Raw genomic sequence first — 23,390 nt, 5'->3', positions numbered from 1 at the left:
AGAGCGGCGCTCATGAGCATCGAGGCACTGACCACTCAGGTCAAGGCGCAGGTGCTGGCCGAAGCCCTGCCCTGGCTGAAGCAGTTGCACGGCAAGATCATTGTGATCAAGTACGGCGGCAACGCGATGATCGACGACACGCTGCGGCAGGCATTCGCCGCGGACATGGCATTTCTGCGCAATTGCGGGATCCATCCGGTCGTGGTGCACGGCGGGGGACCGCAGATCACCGCGATGCTACGGCGGCTGGGCATCGAAGGTGACTTCAAGGGCGGATTCCGGGTCACCACACCGGAAGTGCTCGACGTGGCGCGCATGGTGCTGTTCGGCCAGGTGGGCCGCGAGCTGGTGAACCTGATCAACGCGCACGGTCCCTATGCCGTCGGGATCACCGGTGAGGATGCCCAACTATTCACCGCGGTGCGGCGCAGCGTCACCGTCGACGGCGTGGCCACCGACATCGGCCTGGTCGGCGACGTCGACAAGGTAAACACCGATGCGGTGGTGGATCTCATTGGCGCACGCCGGATTCCGGTGGTCTCGACGCTGGCGCCGGACGCCGACGGTGTGGTGCACAACATCAATGCCGACACGGCCGCGGCAGCACTCGCAGAAGCCCTGGGAGCCGAAAAGTTGCTGATGCTCACCGATGTCGAGGGCCTGTACACCAGCTGGCCGGACCGTAATTCCTTGGTCAGCGAAATCGACACGGCCACACTGGCGCAACTGCTGCCCACCCTGGAAGCGGGAATGATCCCCAAGGTCGAGGCGTGTCTGCGAGCTGTCGACGGCGGCGTGCCCAGTGCGCACGTCATCGACGGCCGGGTCAAACACTGTGTGTTGGTGGAGCTGTTCACCAACGAGGGCACCGGCACCAAGGTGGTGGGCGGGTGACACAAACCGAAAGCATGCAACAACGGTGGCAGGCCGTGATGCTGAACAACTACGGCACCCCACCGATAGCGCTGGCCAGCGGGGACGGCGCCGTAGTGACCGACGTGGACGGCAAAACCTACGTCGACCTGCTCGGCGGCATCGCGGTCAACGTGCTGGGCCATCGCCACCCGGCGGTCATCGAGGCTGTGACGCACCAGCTTTCAACGCTGGGCCACACCTCCAACCTGTATGCCACCGAACCCGGGGTCGCTCTGGCCGAAGAGTTGGTGGCGCTGCTGGGCGCTGAAACCCGAGCACGAGTGTTCTTCTGCAACTCCGGGACCGAGGCCAACGAGTTGGCATTCAAGCTGTCCCGGCTCACCGGCCGCACGAAACTGGTTGCCGCCCAAGAAGCTTTCCACGGCAGGACGATGGGTTCGTTGGCGCTGACCGGGCAGCCGGCCAAGCAGGCGCCGTTTGAGCCGTTGCCGGGCTACGTCACCCACGTTCGCTACGGCGACGTCGACGCGTTGGCCGCCGCGGTCGACGACGGCACCGCCGCAGTATTTCTCGAGCCGATCATGGGGGAGAGCGGTGTGGTCGTGCCGCCTGAGGGCTACCTGGCGGCCGCCCGCGACATCACTTCGCGACACGGCGCGTTACTGGTGCTCGACGAGGTGCAAACCGGAATGGGCCGCACCGGCGCCTTTTACGCCCACCAGCACGACGGCATCACCCCGGACGTGGTGACCCTGGCCAAGGGGCTCGGGGGCGGGCTGCCGATCGGGGCGTGCCTGGCCGTCGGGCCGGCCGCGGAACTGATGACCCCCGGGCTGCACGGCAGCACCTTCGGCGGTAACCCGGTGTGCACCGCGGCGGCTCTGGCAGTGCTGCGAACGCTGGCGACCGAGGGCCTGGTCCGCCGCGCCGATGTGTTGGGCAAAACGCTGCGCCAGGGCATCGAATCACTGGGACACCCGCTGGTCGACCACGTCCGCGGCCGGGGACTACTGCTGGGCATCGTGTTGACGGCCCAGCAGGCCAAAACCGCGGAGGCGGCCGCCCGCGACGCCGGTTACCTGGTCAACGCCGCCGCGCGCGACGTCATCCGGCTGGCGCCGCCGCTGATCATCACCGAAGCTCAGCTCGACGGCTTCGTGCACGCGCTGCCGGGCATCCTCGACACCGCCGGAGCACAGACATGACCAGACATTTCCTGCGCGACGACGACCTGTCGCCCGCCGAGCAGGCCGAGGTCCTCGAGCTTGCCGCCGCGCTCAAGAAGGACCCGTTCAGCCGCCGCCCGCTAGAGGGGCCGCACGGGGTAGCGGTGATCTTCGACAAGAACTCCACCCGCACCCGGTTTTCCTTCGAAATGGGCATCGCGCAACTTGGCGGCCACGCCGTCGTCGTCGACGCCAAGAGCACCCAGCTGGGCCGCGACGAAACTCTGCAGGACACCGCAAAAGTGTTGTCCCGCTTCGTTAATGCCATCGTCTGGCGGACGTTCGGCCAAGACCGCCTGGACGCCATGGCCGGTGCCGCGACGGTGCCGGGGATCAATGGGCTGTCCGACGAGTTCCACCCCTGCCAGGTGCTCGCGGATCTGCAGACCATCGCCGAGCGCAAAGGGTCACTGCGTGGCCTGCGGCTGTCGTATTTCGGCGACGGCGCCAACAACATGGCTCACTCGTTGCTGCTCGGCGGGGTCACCGCAGGTATTCACGTCACCGTCGCGGCACCCGAAGGCTTCCTGCCGGATCGCAACGTGCTGGCCGCAGCCGAAAAGCGCGCCCAGTCGACCGGCGCCTCGGTGACGGTGACCGCCGACGCCAAGGCCGCAGCCGCCGCCGCCGACGTCCTGGTGACCGATACCTGGACGTCGATGGGACAGGAGAACGACGGGGTGGATCGCGTCAAACCGTTCCGCCCGTTCCAGGTCAACGAGCGACTACTGGGTCTGGCCGACTCGGAAGCCGTTGTGCTGCATTGCCTTCCGGCACATCGCGGCGACGAGATCACCGACGACGTGATAGACGGCCCAGCCAGCGCGGTTTGGGACGAGGCCGAAAACCGGTTGCATGCTCAGAAAGCGCTGCTGGTGTGGCTGTTGGAGCGGTCGCGATGACGCGCGACGGCGGATCCAAGGCCACACCCGAAGTCACTCGCGCCGGTCGGCAGGCCCGCATCGTGGCGATCCTGTCGACGCAACCGGTCAGCAGCCAAAGCGAACTGGCGGGGTTGCTGGCCGGCGACGGCATCGAAGTAACCCAGGCCACGCTGTCGCGTGCCCTCGAAGAGCTTGGCGCGGTCAAGCTGCGCGGCGCCGACGGCGGGGTCGGGGTCTATGTCGTGCCCGAAGACGGCAGCCCGGTGCGCGGGGTCACCGGGGGCACCGGACGGTTGTCCCGACTGCTGGGTGAGTTGCTGGTGTCCACCGACGCCAGCGCCAACCTGGCCGTGCTGCGCACTCCACCGGGCGGCGCACACTACCTGGCCAGCGCCATCGATCGCGCGGCGCTACCCTACGTCGTCGGCACTATCGCCGGCGATGACACCGTGTTCGTGGCCGCCCGCGAGCCGATGACCGGCGCTGAGCTGGCGTCGGCGTTGGAAAAGCTTTGGAAAACCTGAAATAAAGGAGTTGGTTCATGTCAGAACGCGTCATCCTGGCGTATTCGGGCGGCCTGGACACCTCGGTGGCCATCAGCTGGATCGGCAAGGAGACCGGCCGCGAGGTCGTGGCGGTGGCGATTGACCTCGGCCAGGGCGGCGAGGACATGGAGGTGGTGCGGCAGCGCGCACTGGATTGCGGCGCCGTCGAAGCTGTTGTGGTCGATGCCCGCGACGAGTTCGCCCAGGGCTACTGCCTGCCCACCATCCTGAACAACGCCCTGTACATGGACCGCTACCCGCTGGTGTCGGCGATCAGCCGACCGTTGATCGTCAAGCACCTGGTTGCGGCCGCACGCGAGCACGGCGGCGGGATCGTGGCGCACGGCTGCACCGGCAAGGGTAACGACCAGGTTCGGTTTGAAGTCGGATTCGCTTCGCTGGCACCGGATTTGGAGGTGCTAGCGCCGGTCCGTGACTACGCCTGGACCCGGGAGAAGGCGATCGCGTTCGCCGAGGAAAACGCCATCCCGATCAACGTCACCAAACGCTCACCATTTTCCATCGACCAGAACGTCTGGGGCCGTGCGGTGGAGACCGGCTTCCTGGAGCACCTGTGGAACGCCCCCACCAAGGACATCTACGCCTATACCGAAGACCCGACGGTCAACTGGAACACTCCCGACGAGGTGATCGTCGGATTCGAGAGGGGCGTTCCGGTATCGATCGATGGCCGATCGGTGTCGGTGCTGCAGGCCATCGAGGAACTCAACCGCCGCGGCGGTGCGCAAGGTGTCGGCCGGCTCGATGTGGTCGAAGACCGGTTGGTCGGCATCAAGAGCCGCGAGATCTACGAGGCGCCGGGAGCGATGGTGCTCATCACCGCCCACACCGAACTCGAACATGTGACATTGGAGCGCGAGTTGGGCCGGTTCAAGCGTCAGACCGACCAGCGCTGGGCCGAGTTGGTGTACGACGGGCTGTGGTATTCGCCGCTGAAGATCGCGCTGGAAAGCTTCGTCGCCACGACCCAGGAGCACGTGTCCGGCGAGATCCGGATGGTGTTGCACGGCGGCCACATCGCGGTCAACGGGCGGCGCAGCGCCGAATCCCTCTACGACTTCAACCTGGCCACCTACGACGAGGGCGACACCTTCGACCAGTCGGCCGCCCGCGGATTCGTCTACGTGCACGGGCTGTCGTCAAAACTGTCCGCCCGCCGGGACCTGCAGTGACGGGTTCCCGCCGAGCAGACACAGAATCGCACCGATACGCCCGCCCGCGTGCGATTCTGTGTCTGCTCGCGGAGAAAAAGTGAGCACCAACGAGGGGTCGCTGTGGGGCGGGCGGTTCGCCGGCGGCCCCTCCGACGCACTGGCCGCGCTGAGCAAGTCCACTCAGTTCGACTGGGTACTGGCCCCCTACGACATCAAAGCCTCCCAGGCCCACACCAAGGTGCTCTTCGGAGCGGGCCTGCTCACCGAAGAGCAGCGTGACGACTTGCTGGCCGGCCTCGACCGCCTCGCAGCCGACGTCGCCGACGGCAGCGTTGGCCCACTGCTCACCGACGAGGACGTGCATGCCGCGCTGGAACGCGGACTGATCGAACGAGTGGGTCGCGAGCTGGGCGGCCGGCTGCGGGCCGGCCGCTCCCGCAACGACCAAATCGCCACGCTGTTCCGGATGTGGCTGCGCGACGCGGTGCGCCGGGTCGGCGCCGGTGTGCTCGACGTCGTGCAAGCCCTGGCCGTTCAGGCCGCCGCGCATCCGAGTGCGATCATGCCCGGCAAGACACACCTGCAGTCGGCCCAGCCGATCCTGCTGGCCCACCACCTGCTGGCACACGCTCATCCGTTGCTGCGGGACGTGGAAAGAATCGTCGACTTCGACAAGCGCGCGGCCGTGTCCCCGTACGGCTCGGGCGCATTGGCCGGCTCGTCGCTCGGCCTGGACCCGGACGCGATCGCCGCGGAGCTGGGCTTTACGGCTGCCGCCGACAATTCGGTCGACGCGACCGCCGCCCGTGATTTCGCCGCCGAGGCGGCGTTCGTGCTGGCCATGATCGCGGTCGACCTGTCGCGGCTGGCCGAGGACATCATCATCTGGAGCACGACGGAGTTCGGTTATGTGACGTTGCACGACTCCTGGTCCACCGGTAGCTCGATCATGCCGCAGAAGAAGAACCCGGACATTGCCGAACTGGCCCGCGGCAAGTCCGGGCGGTTGATCGGCAACCTCACCGGTCTGCTGGCGACGCTGAAGGCCCAGCCATTGGCCTACAACCGCGACCTGCAGGAAGACAAGGAGCCGGTGTTCGACTCGGTCGCTCAGCTGGAGCTGCTGCTGCCGGCGATGGCCGGCCTGGTGGGCACCCTGACCTTTCACGTCGAGCGGATGGCGGCACTGGCGCCCGCCGGCTACACCCTGGCCACCGATATTGCTGAATGGCTTGTGCGCCAAGGAATTCCGTTTCGCACCGCGCACGAGACCGCCGGCGCGGCGGTGCGCGCCGCAGAAGCGCGTGGCGTCGGGCTGCCGGAGCTCACCGACGACGAGCTGGCCGCCATCAGCCCCGATCTGACGCCGCGGGTTCGTGACGTCTTGACCGTGGAGGGTTCGGTGGCCTCGCGCGACGCGCGGGGCGGTACCGCCCCGCGCCGGGTTGCCGATCAGCTCAACGCCGTGAACAACGCCGTCGACCGGCTGCGCCAGAAATTGACGCCCTTGGCGAAATCGCGCGCCGGTCCGTTCCCGGCAGACTAGACTTTGACTCCTAGGTAGCCAATCGAACGTTTCGGCGTTGATGTTCGTGTTAAAGGGGTGGGACCAGTGAGCGTCATCGCCGGTGTGTTCGGTGCTCTGCCGCCATATCGCTATAGCCAGCAGGAACTCACCGAAACATTCGTCAACATCCCGGATTTCCGGGGCTACGAAGACGTCGTCCGGCAGTTGCATGCCAATTCGAAGGTCGACAGCCGTCACCTGGTCCTGCCGTTGGAGATGTACCCGAAGCTGAACGACTTCGGCGAGGCCAACGAAATTTTCATCGACAAAGCCGTAGACCTTGGCGTCGAAGCCCTGATGGGGGCGCTCGATGTGGCCGGGCTGCAGCCCGAGGACCTCGATCTCATCATCACCACCACGGTCACCGGTGTGGCGGTGCCGTCGCTGGACGCGCGCATCGCCGGCCGGGTCGGGTTGCGCCCGGATGTGCGGCGGTTGCCGCTGTTCGGCCTGGGCTGCGTGGCCGGAGCGGCGGGTGTCGCGCGGCTGCACGACTACCTGCGCGGAGCGCCGGACGGCATCGCGGCCCTGGTTTCGGTCGAGTTGTGCTCGCTCACCTATCCCGGATACAAACCCTCGCTGGCCGGTCTGGTGGGCAGTGCATTGTTTGCTGACGGCGCCGCCGCAGTGGTGGCGGTGGGGGACCGTCGCGCCGACCACGTCGGTGCCGACGGACCGGACATCCTCGACTCGCGCAGCCATCTCTACCCCGACTCACTGCGCACCATGGGATACGACGTCGGCTCCGCCGGATTCGAGCTCGTCCTGTCCAAGGATCTGGCGGCCGTTGTCGAGGAGTACATGGCCGAGGACGTCAGCACTTTCCTGGCCGCGCACGACTTGAGCACTACCGACATCGGCGCCTGGGTGACCCACCCCGGTGGCCCCAAGATCATCAATGCGATCACCGAGAGTCTCAACCTGCCCCCGGAGGCGTTGGAGCTGACCTGGCGCTCGTTGGGCGAGATCGGCAACCTCTCCTCGGCGTCGGTGCTGCACGTGCTGCGCGACACCATCGCCAAACCGCCGCCCAGTGGAAGTCCGGGTCTGATGATGGCGATGGGCCCCGGATTCTGCTCCGAACTAGTACTGCTGCGCTGGCACTAGTCGACGTGGACTGTCTGCTCGGTCTGGGGGTTACGGAGGCGGCGTGCCGGTCGCGCCGATTCCTGGAGTAGTACGAAAGACCGCGTGGTATGGACAGCACCCGAGAACAGCTCATCACGGCCCTGCGCAAAACACTCAAGGAAAACGAGCGGCTGAAGCGGGACAACCGCGACTTTCTGGCCCAGACGACGGAGCCGGTGGCCGTGGTGGGGATCGGCTGCCGGTATCCGGGCGGTATCGACAGCCCCGAAAGCCTGTGGGAGATGGTGGCCGCCGGCCGGGACGTGGTGTCGGACTTTCCGGGTGATCGTGGCTGGGACCTGACGAATCTGTTTGACCCCGACCCCGACGCGGTGGGCACCTCGTACACCCGCAGCGGCGGATTCCTCAGCGACGTCGCCGGTTTCGACGCCGAGTTCTTCGGGATAGCGCCCAGCGAGGCGTTGGCGATGGATCCGCAGCAGCGGTTGCTGCTGGAGGTGTCCTGGGAAGCCTTGGAACGCACCGGGATTGACCCGACCACGCTGCGCGGCTCGGCGACCGGCGTGTTCGTCGGCGTGTTCCACGGCTCCTACGGCGGGCAGGGCCGGGTGCCCGGCGACCTCGAGAGGTACGGCCTGCGCGGTTCGACGTTGAGTGTGGCGTCGGGTCGGGTGGCGTATGTGCTGGGGTTGGAGGGCCCGGCGGTGTCGGTGGATACGGCGTGTTCGTCGTCGTTGGTGGCGTTGCATCTGGCGGTGCAGTCGTTGCGCTCGCGCGAGTGTGATCTGGCGTTGGTGGGTGGGGTGACGGTGATGGCCACCCCGGCGATGTTCGTGGAGTTCAGTCGGCAACGGGCGCTGGCGCCCGACGGTCGGTGCAAGGCGTATGCGGGGGCTGCCGACGGCACCGGCTTTTCCGAGGGCGCCGGGGTGTTGGTGGTGGAGCGGCTCGCCGATGCGCGGCGGTGGGGGCATCCGGTGTTGGCGTTGGTGCGGGGTTCGGCGGTCAATCAGGATGGCGCCTCCAACGGGCTGGCGACACCGAATGGGCCGGCGCAGCAGCGGGTGATTCGGGCGGCGTTGGCCAGCGCGCGTCTTGGGGTGGCCGAGGTGGATGTGGTGGAGGGGCATGGGACCGGGACCATGCTGGGGGATCCGATTGAGGCGCAGGCGATTGTGGCCACTTACGGGCAGGGGCGCAGCGAGCCGCTGTGGTTGGGGTCGATCAAATCCAACATGGGCCACACGTCGGCGGCGGCGGGGGTGGCCGGGGTGATGAAGATGGTGTTGGCGATGCAGCATGGGGTGTTGCCCAAGACGTTGCATGTGGATGTGCCGACGCCGCATGTGGATTGGTCGGCGGGGGCGGTGTCGTTGTTGACCGAGTCGCGGCCCTGGCCGGCTGAGCCGGCTGAGCCGGCGGCGGGTCGGGGGCAGGGCCGGCCGCGTCGGGCCGCGGTGTCGTCGTTTGGGATCAGTGGCACTAATGCGCATGTGATTCTCGAGCAGGCGCCCTCGTTGGATGGTGCCGCGGCCAGTGAGCTGGCCGAGCCGGTTGCCGGGGTGGTGCCGTGGGTGGTGTCGGCGCGTTCGGGGCCGGCGTTGGCCAATCAGGCGCGGCGGTTGTTGGCGTGGGTGGAGCAGCGTCGGGATTTGGCACCGGCGGATGTGGGGTGGTCGTTGGTGTCCACCCGGTCGGTGTTCGAGCATCGGGCGGTGGTGGTGGGCGCCGAGCGGGCGCAGTTGCTGTCGGGTTTGGCCGGTCTGGCCGCCGGTGAGCCCGGTGCTGCGGTGGTGGCCGGCCGCGCCCGGCCGACCGGCCAAACCGTGTTCGTCTTCCCCGGCCAGGGGTCGCAGTGGGTCGGCATGGGGGCCCAGTTACTCGACGCCGCACCGGTTTTCGCCGAGCACCTGCGTCGCTGCGACAAAGCCCTTGGTGAGTACCTACCCTGGTCGTTGCTCGACGTGGTGCGCGGCGCCCCGGGAGCGCCCGGGCTGGACCGGGTGGATGTCGTCCAGCCGGCGCTGTGGGCGATCATGGTGTCGCTGGCCGAATTGTGGCGATCGGTCGGGGTGGTGCCCGACGCGGTGATCGGGCATTCGCAGGGCGAGATCGCGGCGGCCTGTGTGGCCGGAGCACTGTCGGTGAACGACGCGGCTCGGGTGGTGGCGCTGCGCAGCCGGCTGTTGGTGCGGTTGGCTGGTGCCGGCGGTATGGCGTCGATCTCCTGTCCACTGAGCCGCGCCCGGGAGCTGCTGTCTCACTGCGGCAGCCGTCTGAATATCGCTGCGGTCAACGGTGTTTCGACGATCGTGGTCTCCGGAGAAGTGCCCGCCGTCGAGGAACTGATCCGGCGTTGCGACGCGGCCGACATCCGGGCCCGCCGGGTCGACGTCGACTACGCGTCGCACTCCGCCCACGTCGACGAGATCCGGACCGAACTCACCGCCGCCCTGGCCGGCATCGAGCCCCGATCGGCGTCCATCGCCTTCCTCTCCACCGTGACAGGTCAATTCACGGATACCGCCGGCCTCAACGCCGACTATTGGTATCAAAACATCCGCCAGACGGTGCAATTCGACCGGGCCATCCGCACCGCCTTCGACGCCGGATACCAGGTCTTCATCGAGTCGAGCCCGCACCCCGTCCTGACCGCCGCCATTGAAGAGACGTTGACCGACCACGACTCCGCCGGCGCCGACCAACCGATCGTCATCCCGTCACTGGGCCGCGATGACGGCGGACTGGACAGATTCTGGCTGTCGGCAGCACAGGCCCACGTGGCGGGCGTCGGGCTGGATTGGGCCGCGGCGTTCGCCGGTCTGCACGCTCGCCGGGTGGAGCTGCCGACGTACGGCTTCGTCCATCGCCGATTCTGGCTACCCCAAACCGATGCCGGGCGATTGGATGCGGGGCGTCTGGGGTTGACCGGCGCCGCGCACGGCTTGCTGGGTGCGGTAGTCGAGCGGCCCGACTCCGGCGGAGTCGTGCTGACAGGCCAGCTATCGGTGGCCAGCCAGCCATGGTTGGCCGACCACGCGGTGGCGGGGGTGGCGTTGTTCCCGGGTGCGGGATTCGCGGAGCTGGCTATCCGGGCCGGCGACGAGGTCGGCTGCGCCACCGTGGCGGAGCTGACGGTGATCGCCCCGCTGCTGTTGCCGACGGCCGGCGCGGCGCAGGTGCAGCTCGTGGTCAGTGACGAAGATGCGTCGGGCCGCCGCAGCGCATCGATGTATTCGCGTGCTGCCCAACCGGATTCGGCCTGGACGTTACACGCTGAGGCGGTGTTGGCGCCCGGGGTCCTCGCTCCGGGAACAGACCTATCGGTATGGCCACCGGCGGGCGCAGCCCGGTTGGATGTGGCCGACGCCTACGAGCGGCTGGCCGTACGGGGCTACACGTATGGTCCGGCGTTTCGCGGTCTACGGGCGATGTGGCAGCTGGGGGAGGCGATCTTCGCCGAGGTGTCGCTGCCCGAGCACGCCGGCCTGGACGTCGGCGGATTCGGCATCCATCCGGTAGTGCTTGATGCGGCACTGCATGCGGTGGGCGTCGCCGGCGCGCAGGACAAAACGGTGCTGCCGTTCTCGTGGCAGGGCGTGTCGCTGCATGCCGCGGGGGCATCCCAGGTGCGGGTCCGCCTGGCTCCTGCGGGTGCCGACGCGGTGTCGCTGGAATTGGCTGATACGGCGGGCTTGCCCGTCTTGACCGTACGGACCGTGGCGTTTCGTCCGTTGCCCGACCGGGCGCTGTCCGCGGTCGCGCGTGGTGACGGCGGCTTGTTCCAGGTCGGTTGGTCGCCGATAACGCTGGCGCACAACCGTATTGCCGAGGCACCCACGACGGTGTGGGAGTTGGCTGCCCAGGTGCCACGGCAGGCGGACGTGGTGGAATCGGTGCGCGCGGCCAGCCATGCGGTGCTGGCGGTGTTGCAGTCGTGGTTGTCCGGCGACGAGGACGGCGTTCTGGTGGTGCTGACCCATGGCGCGGTGGGTCTGGCGGACGAGGACGTCACGGACTTGGCCGGTGCGGCGGTGTGGGGGCTGGTGCGTTCGGCGCAGGCGGAGCATCCCGGCCGGGTGGTGCTGCTGGATTCGGACGGGTCGGTGGATGTCAGCGCGGTAACCCGTTCTGGTGAGCCGCAACTGGTGGCGCGCGGCGGTGTGGCCTATCAGGCTCGGCTGCGGCCGGCCGACCCGACGCTTCGGCCGCCCGCGGTCCCGTCGGGGTGGCGCTTGGTCCCCGGAGGCGCGGGCACACTCGACGACGTGCAGGTGGGCCCGTGTGAGCGAAGCGAGCTCACCGCCGGGCAGGTACGAGTAGCGGTGGGCGCGGTCGGGGTGAACTTCCGCGACGTGCTGGTGGCGCTGGGCATGTATCCGGGCGGGGGCGAGCTCGGCATCGAGGGCGCCGGGGTGGTCGTCGAGATAGGGCCGGGTGTTTCCGGGGTGGCCGTCGGCGACGCGGTGATGGGGCTGCTCGGCGTGGCGGGACCCGAGGCGGTGGTGGATCAGCGGCTGGTGACCACGGTTCCGGCGGGCTGGCCGCTGGATACGGCTGCCGGTGTCCCGGTGGTGTTCCTGACGGCGTTCTACGGTCTGTCGGACTTGGCGGGGGTGCGGGCCGGGCAGAAGGTGTTGGTGCACGCGGCTGCCGGCGGGGTGGGTATGGCCGCGGTGCAGCTGGCCCGGCGCTGGGGCCTGGAGGTTTTCGCCACCGCCGGTCGCGGCAAGTGGGATACCTTGCGGGAGCTTGGTTTTGACGACGACCATATCGGCGACTCCCGCACCCTGGAATTCGAGGAGAAGTTCCGCCACACCACCGGCGGCGCCGGAGTCGACGTGGTGCTCAACTCGCTGGCCGGCGAGTTTGTCGACGCGTCGCTGCGGCTGCTGAGCCCGGGCGGACGCTTCATCGAAATGGGCAAGACCGATATTCGCGACCCGGAGACGATCGCCGGGCGGTATCGGGGCGCCGGTTACCGTGCGTTCGATCTGATCGAAGCCGGGCCGGACCGGATCGCGCAGATGTTGGCCGAACTGATGGAGATGTTCGCCGCCGGAGAGTTGAAGCCGTTGCCGACCAAGGCCTTCGACATGATGCTGGCCCGGCGGGCGTATCGCTTCGTCAGCCAGGCCCGCCATATCGGCAAGGTGGTGTTGACGGTTTCCGACAGCGCCGCCGGGCTTGCCGGGGGCACGGTCGTGATCACCGGCGGGACCGGGATGGCTGGTGCGGCGCTGGCTCGCCACGTCGTGTCGCGCCACCGGGTGGCCCACGTGATGCTCGTCAGTCGATCCGGGACCCGGGCGCAAGGGATTTCGGAGCTGGCCGCCGAGGTGCGGGATGCCGGTGCCCAGGTTTGGGTAGCGGCGTGTGACGTGGCTGACCGTGACGCGGTTGCGGCGCTGCTCGCGCAGGTGCCGCCGCGGTATCCGCTTCGGGGGGTGTTTCATGCCGCCGGGGTCCTCGACGACGGGCTGATCGCCTCGCTGACGCCCGACCGGATGGATGCCGTGCTGCGCGCCAAGGTCGACGGGGCGTGGAATTTGCACGAGTTGACCCGAGATCTGGATGTCTCGGCGTTCGTGCTCTTTTCGTCGATGGCCGGCGTGATGGGTACCCCGGGCCAAGGCAATTACGCGGCGGCCAACAGCTTCCTCGACGGGCTGGCGGCGTATCGGCGCGCGCATGGGTTGCCGGGATTGTCGGTGGCCTGGGGGTTGTGGGAACAGGCCAGTGCGATGACCCGGCATCTGGGGGACCGCGACAAGGCCCGGATGAGTCGGGCGGGGCTGGCAACCCTGTCAACCGCGCAGGCGCTGGAGTTGCTCGATGCCGCAATGGTCGCGGACCGCGCCGTCGTGGTGGCCACCCGGCTCGACACCCGGGTGCTCGGCGCCGACGGCACCGCGCCATCACCGTTGCTCAGCGAGTTAGCCGCCCGCCCGACCCGACGCGTCGTCGACGACACCGACACCGCCGTCTCGGCAACGGGATTGGTATCCAGGCTGCGTTCACTCGGTCCCGAGCAGCGACACCGCGAACTCGTCGACGTGGTCTGTAGCAACGCCGCCACCGTGCTGGGACGTTCCAGCACCGCTGACATCAACGCCCGCCTCGCGTTCCAGGATCTGGGCTTCGACTCGCTGACGGCCGTCGAACTGCGCAACCGGCTGAAAACGGCGACCGGCCTGGCACTTTCGCCCACGCTGATCTTCGATTACCCCACCCCCGCCGCCCTCGCCGAACATCTCGACAGCCGTCTGGCCGCCGCCACCCCGGACCAACCCGATCTCCTGGCCCGCTGCAACGACATGGCCGGCGAGCTCGACAGGCTGATCGACCGCGGCGACTGGGCACCGCAGGACAAGGCACGGCTGGCCGACCGGCTGCACGCAATCCTGGCCCATCTCACCGCCGACGACGACATCGCCACCGCCAGCGAAAGCCAGCTCTTCGCCATGCTCGATGAAGAACTCGGCTCCTGAGCCAGCCACCAAGGAGCGACTTTGACGGGCACTGCAAAGCATGTTGATTACCTCAAACGGTTGACCGCAGATCTGCGGCGCGCCCGGCGCCGGCTTGCCGAATTGGAGGACCGGCTGTCGGAGCCGGTGGCGATCGTGGGGATGGGCTGCCGCTATCCGGGTGGCGCCGACTCGCCGGAGTCGTTGTGGCAGATGCTGATCGACGGACGCGACGTCATCTCGGAATTCCCTTCCGATCGCGGCTGGGACATCGAGGGGATGTTCGATCCGGATCCGGATGCGCCCGGGAAGACCTACACGCGGCGGGGTGGATTCCTCGCCGACGCGGGCGACTTCGACGCCGGGTTCTTCGGTATCGGGCCGAACGAGGCGTTGGCGATGGATCCGCAGCAGCGGTTGATGCTGGAGGTGTCGTGGGAAGCATTGGAACGCACCGGGATTGACCCGACCACGCTGCGCGGCTCGGCGACCGGCGTGTTCGTCGGCGTCATTCATGCCGGTTACGGCGGCGAGGTCAAGGGTGAGCTGGAGGGGTACGGCCTGACGGGTTCGACGTTGAGTGTGGCGTCGGGTCGGGTGGCGTATGTGCTGGGGTTGGAGGGCCCGGCGGTGTCGGTGGATACGGCGTGTTCGTCGTCGTTGGTGGCGTTGCATCTGGCGGTGCAGTCGTTGCGCTCGCGCGAGTGTGATCTGGCGTTGGTGGGTGGGGTGACGGTGATGGCCACCCCGGCGGCGTTCGTGGAGTTCAGTCGGCAACGGGCGCTGGCGCCCGACGGTCGGTGCAAGGCGTATGCGGGGGCCGCGGACGGCACCGCATGGTCGGAGGGTGCCGGGGTGTTGGTGGTGGAGCGGCTCGCCGATGCGCGGCGGTGGGGGCATCCGGTGTTGGCGTTGGTGCGGGGTTCGGCGGTCAATCAGGATGGCGCCTCCAACGGGCTGACGGCACCGAATGGGCCGGCGCAGCAGCGGGTGATTCGGGCGGCGTTGGCCAGCGCGCGTCTTGGGGTGGCCGAGGTGGATGTGGTGGAGGGGCATGGGACCGGGACCATGCTGGGGGATCCGATTGAGGCGCAGGCGATTGTGGCCACTTACGGGCAGGGGCGCAGCGAGCCGCTGTGGTTGGGGTCGATCAAATCCAACATGGGCCACACGTCGGCGGCGGCGGGGGTGGCCGGGGTGATGAAGATGGTGTTGGCGATGCAGCATGGGGTGTTGACCAAGACGTTGCATGTGGATGTGCCGACGCCGCATGTGGATTGGTCGGCGGGGGCGGTGTCGTTGTTGACCGAGTCGCGGCCCTGGCCGGCTGAGCCGGCTGAGCCGGCGGCGGGTCGGGGGCAGGGCCGGCCGCGTCGGGCCGCGGTGTCGTCGTTTGGGATCAGTGGCACTAATGCGCATGTGATTCTCGAGCAGGCGCCCTCGTTGGATGGTGCCGCGGCCAGTGAGCTGGCCGAGCCGGTTGCCGGGGTGGTGCCGTGGGTGGTGTCGGCGCGTTCGGGGCCGGCGTTGGCCAATCAGGCGCGGCGGTTGTTGGCGTGGGTGGAGCAGCGTCGGGATTTGGCACCGGCGGATGTGGGGTGGTCGTTGGTGTCCACCCGGTCGGTGTTCGAGCATCGGGCGGTGGTGGTGGGCGCCGAGCGGGCGCAGTTGCTGTCGGGTTTGGCCGGTCTGGCCGCCGGTGAGCCCGGTGCTGCGGTGGTGGCCGGCCGCGCCCGGCCGACCGGCCAAACCGTGTTCGTCTTCCCCGGGCAAGGGGCGCAATACCTGGGCATGGGCCGAGGACTGTATGAGCGGTTCCCGTTATACGCCACAGCATTTGACGCCGTCGCCGACGAGCTCGATCGGCACCTGAGATTGCCGTTGCGGCAGGTGCTGTGGGGCACCGATGCGGCGCTGCTGGAAAGCACCGAATTCGCCCAGCCGGCGTTGTTCGCCGTGGAGGTGGCATTGGCGGCGCTGTTAGCGGACATGGGCGTGGTGCCGGACGTGGTGCTGGGTCATTCGGTGGGCGAGATCACGGCGGCCCATCTGGCCGGGGTGTTGTCGCTGACCGATGCCGTGCGCGTGGTGGTAGCGCGCGGTCGGTTGATGGCCGGGTTGCCGGCCGGTGGGGCGATGGTGGCGGTGGCGGCTTCCGAAGACGAGGTGGCACCGCTGCTGGCACCCGGCGTCGAGATCGCGGCGGTCAATGCGGCTGATTCGGTGGTGGTTTCGGGTCCCGCGGCCGCCGTGGACGTCGTCGTCGATCGGTTGGTGCCGCTGGGGCGCCGAGTGCACCGGTTGGCGGTATCGCACGCGTTTCATTCGGTATTGATGGAGCCGATGCTGCCGGACTTCGGCACGGTCCTGGCCGATCTGACAGCGGATCCGCCGCAGATCGGGTTGATGTCCAACGTCACCGGGCAATTGGCCGGCTCGGGGTACGGCTCGGCGTCGTATTGGGTAGAGCATGTGCGCAAGCCGGTGCGGTTCGCCGACAGTGTGGCCGTGATCGAGTCCTTGGGCGCGGTGACATTCGTGGAGGTGGGCCCGCGGGCCGGGCTGACGGCGTCGCCGCCGCTGTTGGTCAAGGACCGGCCCGAGGCCCGATCCCTGCTCACCGGGCTTGGCGAATTGTTCGCCCAGGGCATGTCCATGGACTGGCGCACGGTATTCACCGGCCTGGGCGCCCAGCGAGTCGAGTTGCCCACCTATGCCTTCATGCGGCGCGGGTATTGGTTGAAGGACCTGGGAGTCGACCAGACCACACTGAGCGGTGTCGGCTTGCGGGGACTCGGCCATCCGTTGCTGGGGGCGGTGGTGGAACGCCCCGACGCCGGTGGCGTGGTGTTGACCGGAGTGCTGTCGCCCGAACTGCAGGGATGGTTGGGCGATCACGTCGTGGGCGGCGTAACCCTGTTCCCGGGAGCCGGATTCGTGGAGTTGGCGCTGCGCGCCGGTGACGAGGTCGGCTGTCCGGTGGTGCAGGAGCTGACCTTACTGTCACCGCTGGCATTGCCGGTGGGCGAAGCGACGCGGATACAGGTCGTGGTCGGTGACGCCGACGGGGCGGGGAGCCGGACGCTCTCGGTGTATTCGACACGGGCAGGCGGCGATTCGTGGGTGCTACATGCCGACGGGGTACTACGGGCCGGCGGTCCCGGTCACGGAGTGGACTTGTCGGTGTGGCCGCCGGTGGGTGCGTCCGTCGTGGATATGACCGGTGTCTACGAGCGGTTGGCGCAACGTGGCTACGGTTACGGGCCGGCATTTCGCGGCTTGCGGGCAGTGTGGCGGCGCGGGCGCGAAATCTATGCGGAGGTGGCGGCTTCCGAGGACGTCAAGGTGGCGGGGTTTGGCATCCACCCGGCGGTGCTGGATGCCGCGCTGCATGCGTGGGGATTCGCCGCGGCTGCCGACCAGTTGACGCTGCCGTTCTCCTGGCAGGGGGTGTCGTTGCAGGCAGCCGGTGCGTCCCGGGTCCGGGTGCGGATCACACCGGCAGACGCCGGTTCGGTGTCGGTGGCGCTGGCCGATTCGGCGGGCCTGCCGGTGTTGTCGGTGCGCGAGTTGGCGATTCGTCCGGTATCGGGTGACGCGTTGTCAGCGGCGGCATTGGCTGCCGGTGGGGTGGCCGGTGACCGGTTGCTCGAACTGGCATGGTCGCCGATGACGTTGGCGCCCGGCGGCGCCGACTCCGGGGTGGTCGTGTGGGCGTCCGACGCGAGTGCCGGTGGTGTCGCCGAACGCGTGATTGCGGCGCTGCAGACGCTGCAGCGCTGGTTGGCCGATGATCGTCGCGAAGTCCTGGTGGTGTTGACCTGCGGCGCGGTGGGGTTGGGCGGTGAAGGCGTCCGCGACCTGGCGGGTGCGGCGGTGTGGGGGCTGGTGCGGTCTGCCCAGGCGGAGTACCCGGGCCGGGTGGTCCTGCTGGATTCGGACGGATCCGTGGCCGCCGACGCGGTCGTCGGTGCCGGTGAGCCGCAGTTGGTGGTGCGCTCCGGCGTGGTGTACGGCGCCCGGCTGGCGGTGGTGAATTCGGGCTTGACGTTGCCGGATCGGTTGTGGCGGTTGGGTGTTGGCGGCGGCGGAACATTCGAGGAGGTGGCGGCGCGGCCGTGTCCGCGGGTAGACCTGGCGGCCCGCCAGGTGCGGGTTGCCGTGGGCGCGGTCGGGGTGAACTTCCGGGATGTGTTGGTGGCCTTGGGGATGTACCCGGGCGGTGGCGAGCTGGGCGCCGAGGGCGCCGGGGTGGTGGTCGAGGTCGGCCCGGGGGTCACGGGGCTGTCCGTCGGTGACCCGGTGATGGGCTTGCTGGGGGTGGTGAGCCCCGAAGCGGTGGTGGACGAGCGGTTGGTCACGGCGGTTCCGGCGGGTTGGTCGCTGGTTGCGGCCGCGGGCATGCCGGTGGCGTTCCTGACCGCGTGGTACGGGTTGTCGGTGTTGGGTGGTGTGCGAGCCGGCCAGAAGGTCCTGGTGCATGCCGCCACTGGCGGCGTCGGCATGGCGGCGGTGGCATTGGCGCGGTATTGGGGTGCGGAAGTCTTCGCCACCGCAAGTGTCGGCAAATGGGATACCTTGCGGGCCATGGGCTTTGACGACGAGCATATCGCCGATTCGCGGACGCTCGACTTCGAGGAGAAGTTCCGCAAGGCCACCGGCGGCGGCGGGGTCGACGTGGTGCTCAACTCGCTGGCGGGGGAGTTCGTCGACGCGTCGTTACGGCTGTTGGTGCCGGGTGGGTGTTTCATCGAGATGGGCAAGACCGACCTGCGTGACCCGCGGGCCGTGACCGAACAGCATCGAGGAGTGGGCTATCGGGCATTCGACTTGATGGAGGCCGGCCCTGATCTCATTGCGCAGATGCTTTCCGAGGTCCTCGAGTTACTGTCCACCCGAACCTTGGAACCGTTGCCGGTCAGGGCTTTTGACGTGCGCTGCGCTCGGCAGGCGTACCGGTATGTCAGCCAGGCCCGCCACGTCGGCAAGGTGGTGCTGACCATCCCCCAAGGGCGGGCGGCGCGGTCGGTTCTCCATGGGGGCAGCGTGGTGATCACCGGCGGCACCGGAATGGCCGGGGCGGCGGTGGCGCGGCATCTGGTGGAGCGTTACGGGGTCGGGTATGTGGTGTTGGTCAGCCGCACCGGTGAGCACGCCCCGGGCGTTGCGGAGTTGGTGGCCCAATTGCGGCAGGGTGGAGCTCAGGTTTCGGTGGCCGCCTGCGATGTCGCCGATCGAGATGCGCTCGAAGCAGTGCTGACCGGGTTACCGGACACGTTTCCGCTCAAGGGAGTGTTCCATGCCGCCGGGGTGCTCGACGACGCGGTGATCGCGTCGCTGACGCCGAGCCGGGTCGAGGCGGTGCTGAAGGCCAAGGTTGACGGGGCCTGGAACCTGCACCAGCTGACTCAGGATGTGGATCTGGCGGCGTTCGTGATGTTTTCGTCGATGGCCGGGATCGCGGGAGCCCCGGGGCAGGGCAGCTACGCGGCAGCCAACGCGTTCCTGGACGGGTTGGCCGCCCATCGGCGCGAGCACGGGTTGGCCGGGCTGTCGGTTGCCTGGGGATTGTGGGAACAGCCCAGCACCATGACACGGCACTTGGGGGAACGAGATTTCGCCCGGATGAGGCAGGCCGGACTGGATCGGCTGACCACCGAGCACGCGCTGCAACTGCTGGACACCGCGCTGCTCAGCGACCGGCCGGTCGTCGTCGCCGCCCAGCTCAACACCGCGGTGATGACCGCCAATGCCGAGGTGCTGCCGCTCTGGCGGGAATTGGTCAGCCGCCCGTCGCGGCGCGTCATCGACAGCACCGGCACCGCCGCGTCGATGCCAGACCTGATTTCGCGTCTGCAATCGCTGAGCCCCGAGCAACGCCACCGCGAACTCGTCGACGTGATCATCACCAACGCCGCGACCGTTCTCGGACATTCCAGCGCCGTCGACATCGATGCCCATAAGCCCTTCCAGGATCTCGGGTTCGACTCGCTGACCGCCGTGGAACTGCGCAACCGCATCAAGGCCGCAACCGGGATGACCCTGTCGCCCACGCTGATCTTCGATTACCCGACCCCGGCCGCGCTGGCCGAACACCTTGCCCAGCAACTCGATTCCACCGTCCCCGTGTTCGCCGACGAGCAACCTGACCGGTTGGCGCGCTTCGACGCCGTTGCGCGCGAACTCGATTCCCTGGTCAACCGGCCCGACTGGACCTCAGAAGAGCGGGACCAGGTGTCCGACCGGCTGCGCGCCATGCTGGCCGGCCTCGCCACGCCCAGCGCCGCGATCGTCAGCCACGACGCCGACATCAGCACCGCCAGCGAAAGCGAACTGTTCGCCATTCTCGACGAGGAACTGGGCCCGTGAACCCGGGCGACATCGCAATTATCGGACTGGCCTGCCGGTTTCCCGCTGCTGCCGGCCCCGGCGAATTCTGGCGAGTGCTCTCCGAAGGCCGCGAAGCCGCCGGACCCATGGTCGGTAGCGCCGATTTCGACGCGGAGTTCTTCGATATCTCGCCCCGCGAGGCCGCCGCGATGGACCCGCGGCAACGACTGGCGCTGGAATTGACCTGGGAGCTTTTCGAAGACGCCTTCATCGTTCCCGAAACGGTTCGGGCACGGCAGGTCTCGGTGTACCTCGGAGCAATGAACGACGACTATTCGTTCTTGACGCTGCGCGACGGCTCCGAAAACGTCGATCACTACTCCTTTGCCGGCGTGAGTAGGGCGATGATCGCCAACCGGATCTCATATGCCTTGGCCCTGCACGGTCCGAGCATTACTGTCGATTCCGGTCAATCGTCGTCGCTGGTGGCGGTTCAGCTCGCCTGTGAGAGCCTGCGTGCCGGGACCTCCGAGCAGGCGATCGCCGGCGGCGTACATCTCAACGTGGCAAGCGAAACCGCCCTGCTGGAGCACGAGTTTGGTGCCGTGTCGACCTCCGGACACACCTACGCGTTCGACGCCCGCGCCGACGGCTACGTTCGCGGGGAGGGCGGTGGCCTGGTTCTGCTGAAGCCGCTGCGCGCGGCCCTGGCTGACGGAAACCGAATTCGAGCAGTCATTGTGGGTAGCGCCGTGGGCAACGCCGGGCACAGCTCCGCCGGCCTGACCGCGCCCTCGACGTCGGCGCAAGCCGACGTGATCCGGTGCGCGCTGGCCCAGGCCGGCGTGGACTGCACCGGGGTGGACTACGTCGAGGCGCACGGTACCGGCACCAGAATCGGTGACCCGGCCGAGGCCGCGGCGCTGGGTCAGATATTCGCGCAGCGCCGGCATGATCCGGTCAGGGTTGGCTCGGTGAAGACGAACATCGGCCACGCCGGCGCCGCCGCGGGAATCGCCGGCCTGATCAAGACGGTGTTGGCCATCGAAAACGCGTCGATTCCGCCGAGCCTCAACTATGTCAGCGCCAGCTCCGCTATCGATGTGGAAAGCCTTGGGCTGCAAGTCAACATCACGCCGACGGGGTGGCCGGACCGGGGGCGGCCACGGCGGGCCGGGGTGTCGTCGTTCGGAATGGGCGGCACCAACGCTCACCTGTTGCTCCAGCAGGCCCCGGCCGCCGACAGCGCGGCAATGCCACGTGTCAACCAGACCGCCGGCATACCGTGGGTGCTGTCGGCCCGGACGGCGCCGGCGCTCGCCAACCAGGTGCAGCGACTGCTGGCCCGGATGGACGAGCGCCCCGATCTGGGCGCGGCGGATGTGGGCTGGTCGCTGGTGTCCACCCGGTCGGTGTTCGAGCACCGGGCCGTAATGGTGGGCACCGGTCGGGCGCAGCTGCTGAGCGGGCTTGCCGGACTTGCCGCCGGCGAGCCGGGCACCGGCGTCGCGGTCGGCCGGGCCCAGCCGGTCGGCAAGACCGCATTCGTGTTCCCCGGCCAAGGGGTGCAATACCTGGGCATGGGCCGCGGACTGTGCGAGCGGTTCCCGGTTTTCCGCAAGGCTTTCGATGCGGCCGCCGAGGCGTTGGATGAATACCTGAGGCTGCCGCTGCGACGGGTGCTGTGGGGTACGGATGCGGCGGCGTTGCAAAATACCGAGTTTGCCCAACCGGCGTTGTTCGCCGTGGAGGTGGCGTTGACGGCGCTGCTGGCTGAGATGGGTGCGGTACCCGACATCGTGCTGGGTCACTCGGTGGGCGAGATCGCGGCTGCGCAGGTGGCCGGGGTGTTGTCGCTATCCGACGCCGCGCGGGTGGTTGCGGTCCGCGCCGGGCTGATGGCGGGATTGCCGGCGGGCGGCGCGATGGTGGCGGTGGCTGCTTGCGAAGACGAGGTGGCGCCGCTGCTGGCGTCCGGAGTTGAGATCGCGGCGGTCAATGCGCCTGATTCGGTGGTGATTTCCGGCCCCGAGCCTGCGGTGAACGCGGTCGCGGACCGGCTGGCGGGTACGGGACGGCGGATGCACCGGTTGCCGGTGTCGCACGCGTTTCATTCGGCATTGATGGAGCCGATGCTTGCGGAGTTCGCCGCGGCCTTGGCGGGGCTACCGGTGAGTCGGCCGCGGATCGCGTTGGTGTCCAATGTCACCGGCCAATTGGCTGGTGCCGACTATGGCTCGGCGGCGTATTGGGTTGAGCATGTGCGTAAACCGGTGCGGTTGGCCGAAGGTATCTCGTTGGCCGAGTCATCAGGCGCCACAACGTTTCTCGAGATCGGCCCCAGCGCCGGCTTGACAACCTCGCCGGCGTTGTTGGCCAAGGACCATCCTGAAGCCGAATCCCTGCTCACCGCAATGGGTCAGCTGTTCACCGAAGGCGTGAGCATAGACTGGCCCAAGGCATTTGCCGGCCTGGGTGCCCAGCCGGTCGAGCTTCCCACCTACGGCTTTGCGCGGCAGCGTTTTTGGCTTGGCGAGGGCGCCCGTCACGGCATCGAACACGCCGACGGGTCCATGCTCTGGCACCGCTGGAACGAGCTCGATCCGGCGGAACAGCACCGTCAGCTAGTCGATTTGGTGTGCCGAAACGCGGCCGCGGTGTTGGGTGACTCGAGCAGCCGCGACATCGACGCGGGCCGTCCTTTTGAAGATCTCGGGTTCGAGTCGGTGACGGGGATCGAGCTGCGTAACCGCCTGGCCGCAGCCACCGATTTGACGTTGTCGCGCACGCTGATATTCGACTATCCCACTCCCACAGCGGTCGCCCGTCACCTGGGTCAACGACTGTCGTCGAGCGATCTGGACGAATCCGGCGATGAGCAGGTTTGGCCGCTGTTGAGAAGCATTCCAGTGCGCGAGCTTCGGCGAACCGGATTACTGGGCAAACTCCTGGTGTTGGCCGGCCGGGCCGAAGACGCGGCGCCTGAATCGACCGTCACCGAGGACGTCATCGACTCGCTGAGCCCCGATGCCCTGGTCGCGATGGCGCTCGAGCCGTCCGACGACAACAGCCTGCAATGACGAAATCCTGCCGGGCACGCCGAATTACCGCAACACCGACCATGTCCACATACGACATGTGTTGAATACGCAGGACTTTGCGAGACCGCGCCAAGCCGCCTAAAATTTGAGTTCCCTTCGGGTGGGCTGGCCGGCAGGTGAGCAAGCA

General features: G+C 68.1%; 10 protein-coding genes. All 10 read left to right on the top strand.

Features of this window, described 5'->3' with window-relative positions:
• Positions 1–12 precede the first annotated feature (12 nt).
• The 10 genes from argB to BST40_RS12445 all read left to right on the top strand — a co-directional run bounded on the left by argB (position 13) and on the right by BST40_RS12445 (position 23,242).
• Entirely contained in the window at positions 13–894 is an 882-nt protein-coding gene (gene argB / locus BST40_RS12490; RefSeq protein WP_075547258.1) for an acetylglutamate kinase, read from the top strand.
• A complete protein-coding gene (locus BST40_RS12485; RefSeq protein ID WP_075547259.1) occupies positions 891–2,081 on the top strand; it encodes an acetylornithine transaminase in 1,191 nt (396 codons plus the stop codon). The genes argB and BST40_RS12485 overlap by 4 nt, the downstream gene beginning before the upstream one ends.
• Positions 2,078–3,004: an ornithine carbamoyltransferase gene (gene argF, locus BST40_RS12480; protein WP_083154410.1), complete on the top strand. Its 927-nt coding sequence runs from the start codon at positions 2,078–2,080 to the stop codon at positions 3,002–3,004. The genes BST40_RS12485 and argF overlap by 4 nt, the downstream gene beginning before the upstream one ends.
• A complete protein-coding gene (locus BST40_RS12475; RefSeq protein ID WP_083154409.1) occupies positions 3,001–3,510 on the top strand; it encodes an arginine repressor in 510 nt (169 codons plus the stop codon). The genes argF and BST40_RS12475 overlap by 4 nt, the downstream gene beginning before the upstream one ends.
• 17 nt (positions 3,511–3,527) lie before the next feature.
• Positions 3,528–4,724, top strand: coding sequence for an argininosuccinate synthase (locus tag BST40_RS12470; RefSeq protein WP_075547262.1), 1,197 nt, complete (start codon positions 3,528–3,530; stop codon positions 4,722–4,724).
• Between the two features lie 79 nt (positions 4,725–4,803).
• Positions 4,804–6,252, top strand: a complete 1,449-nt coding sequence (gene argH, locus BST40_RS12465) for an argininosuccinate lyase (RefSeq protein WP_083154407.1) — start codon at positions 4,804–4,806, stop codon at positions 6,250–6,252.
• 66 nt (positions 6,253–6,318) lie between these two features.
• On the top strand, positions 6,319–7,380 hold the full coding sequence (locus BST40_RS12460; protein ID WP_075547264.1) for a type III polyketide synthase: 1,062 nt from the start codon (positions 6,319–6,321) through the stop codon (positions 7,378–7,380).
• A gap of 89 nt (positions 7,381–7,469) precedes the next feature.
• Positions 7,470–13,853, top strand: coding sequence for a type I polyketide synthase (locus BST40_RS12455; protein ID WP_083154405.1), 6,384 nt, complete (start codon positions 7,470–7,472; stop codon positions 13,851–13,853).
• Between the two features lie 21 nt (positions 13,854–13,874).
• Complete coding sequence (locus tag BST40_RS12450; protein WP_083154403.1) at positions 13,875–20,201, top strand: type I polyketide synthase; 6,327 nt, start codon at positions 13,875–13,877, stop codon at positions 20,199–20,201.
• Complete coding sequence (locus BST40_RS12445) at positions 20,198–23,242, top strand: type I polyketide synthase (RefSeq protein WP_083154401.1); 3,045 nt, start codon at positions 20,198–20,200, stop codon at positions 23,240–23,242. Before BST40_RS12450 ends, BST40_RS12445 begins: the two co-directional genes overlap by 4 nt.
• Positions 23,243–23,390: the final 148 nt, after the last annotated feature.

This window comes from Mycobacterium persicum (genome assembly GCF_002086675.1).
GTDB lineage: Bacteria > Actinomycetota > Actinomycetes > Mycobacteriales > Mycobacteriaceae > Mycobacterium > Mycobacterium persicum.
This window is presented reverse-complemented; position numbering and strand designations above follow the sequence as displayed.

Coding starts and splice junctions, on each gene's coding strand:
- BST40_RS12470 (WP_075547262.1), top strand. CDS start 3,528: ATGTCAGAACGCGTCATCCTGGCGTATTCGGGCGGCCTGGACACCTCG.
- argF (WP_083154410.1), top strand. CDS start 2,078: ATGACCAGACATTTCCTGCGCGACGACGACCTGTCGCCCGCCGAGCAG.
- BST40_RS12475 (WP_083154409.1), top strand. CDS start 3,001: ATGACGCGCGACGGCGGATCCAAGGCCACACCCGAAGTCACTCGCGCC.
- BST40_RS12455 (WP_083154405.1), top strand. CDS start 7,470: ATGGACAGCACCCGAGAACAGCTCATCACGGCCCTGCGCAAAACACTC.
- argB (WP_075547258.1), top strand. CDS start 13: ATGAGCATCGAGGCACTGACCACTCAGGTCAAGGCGCAGGTGCTGGCC.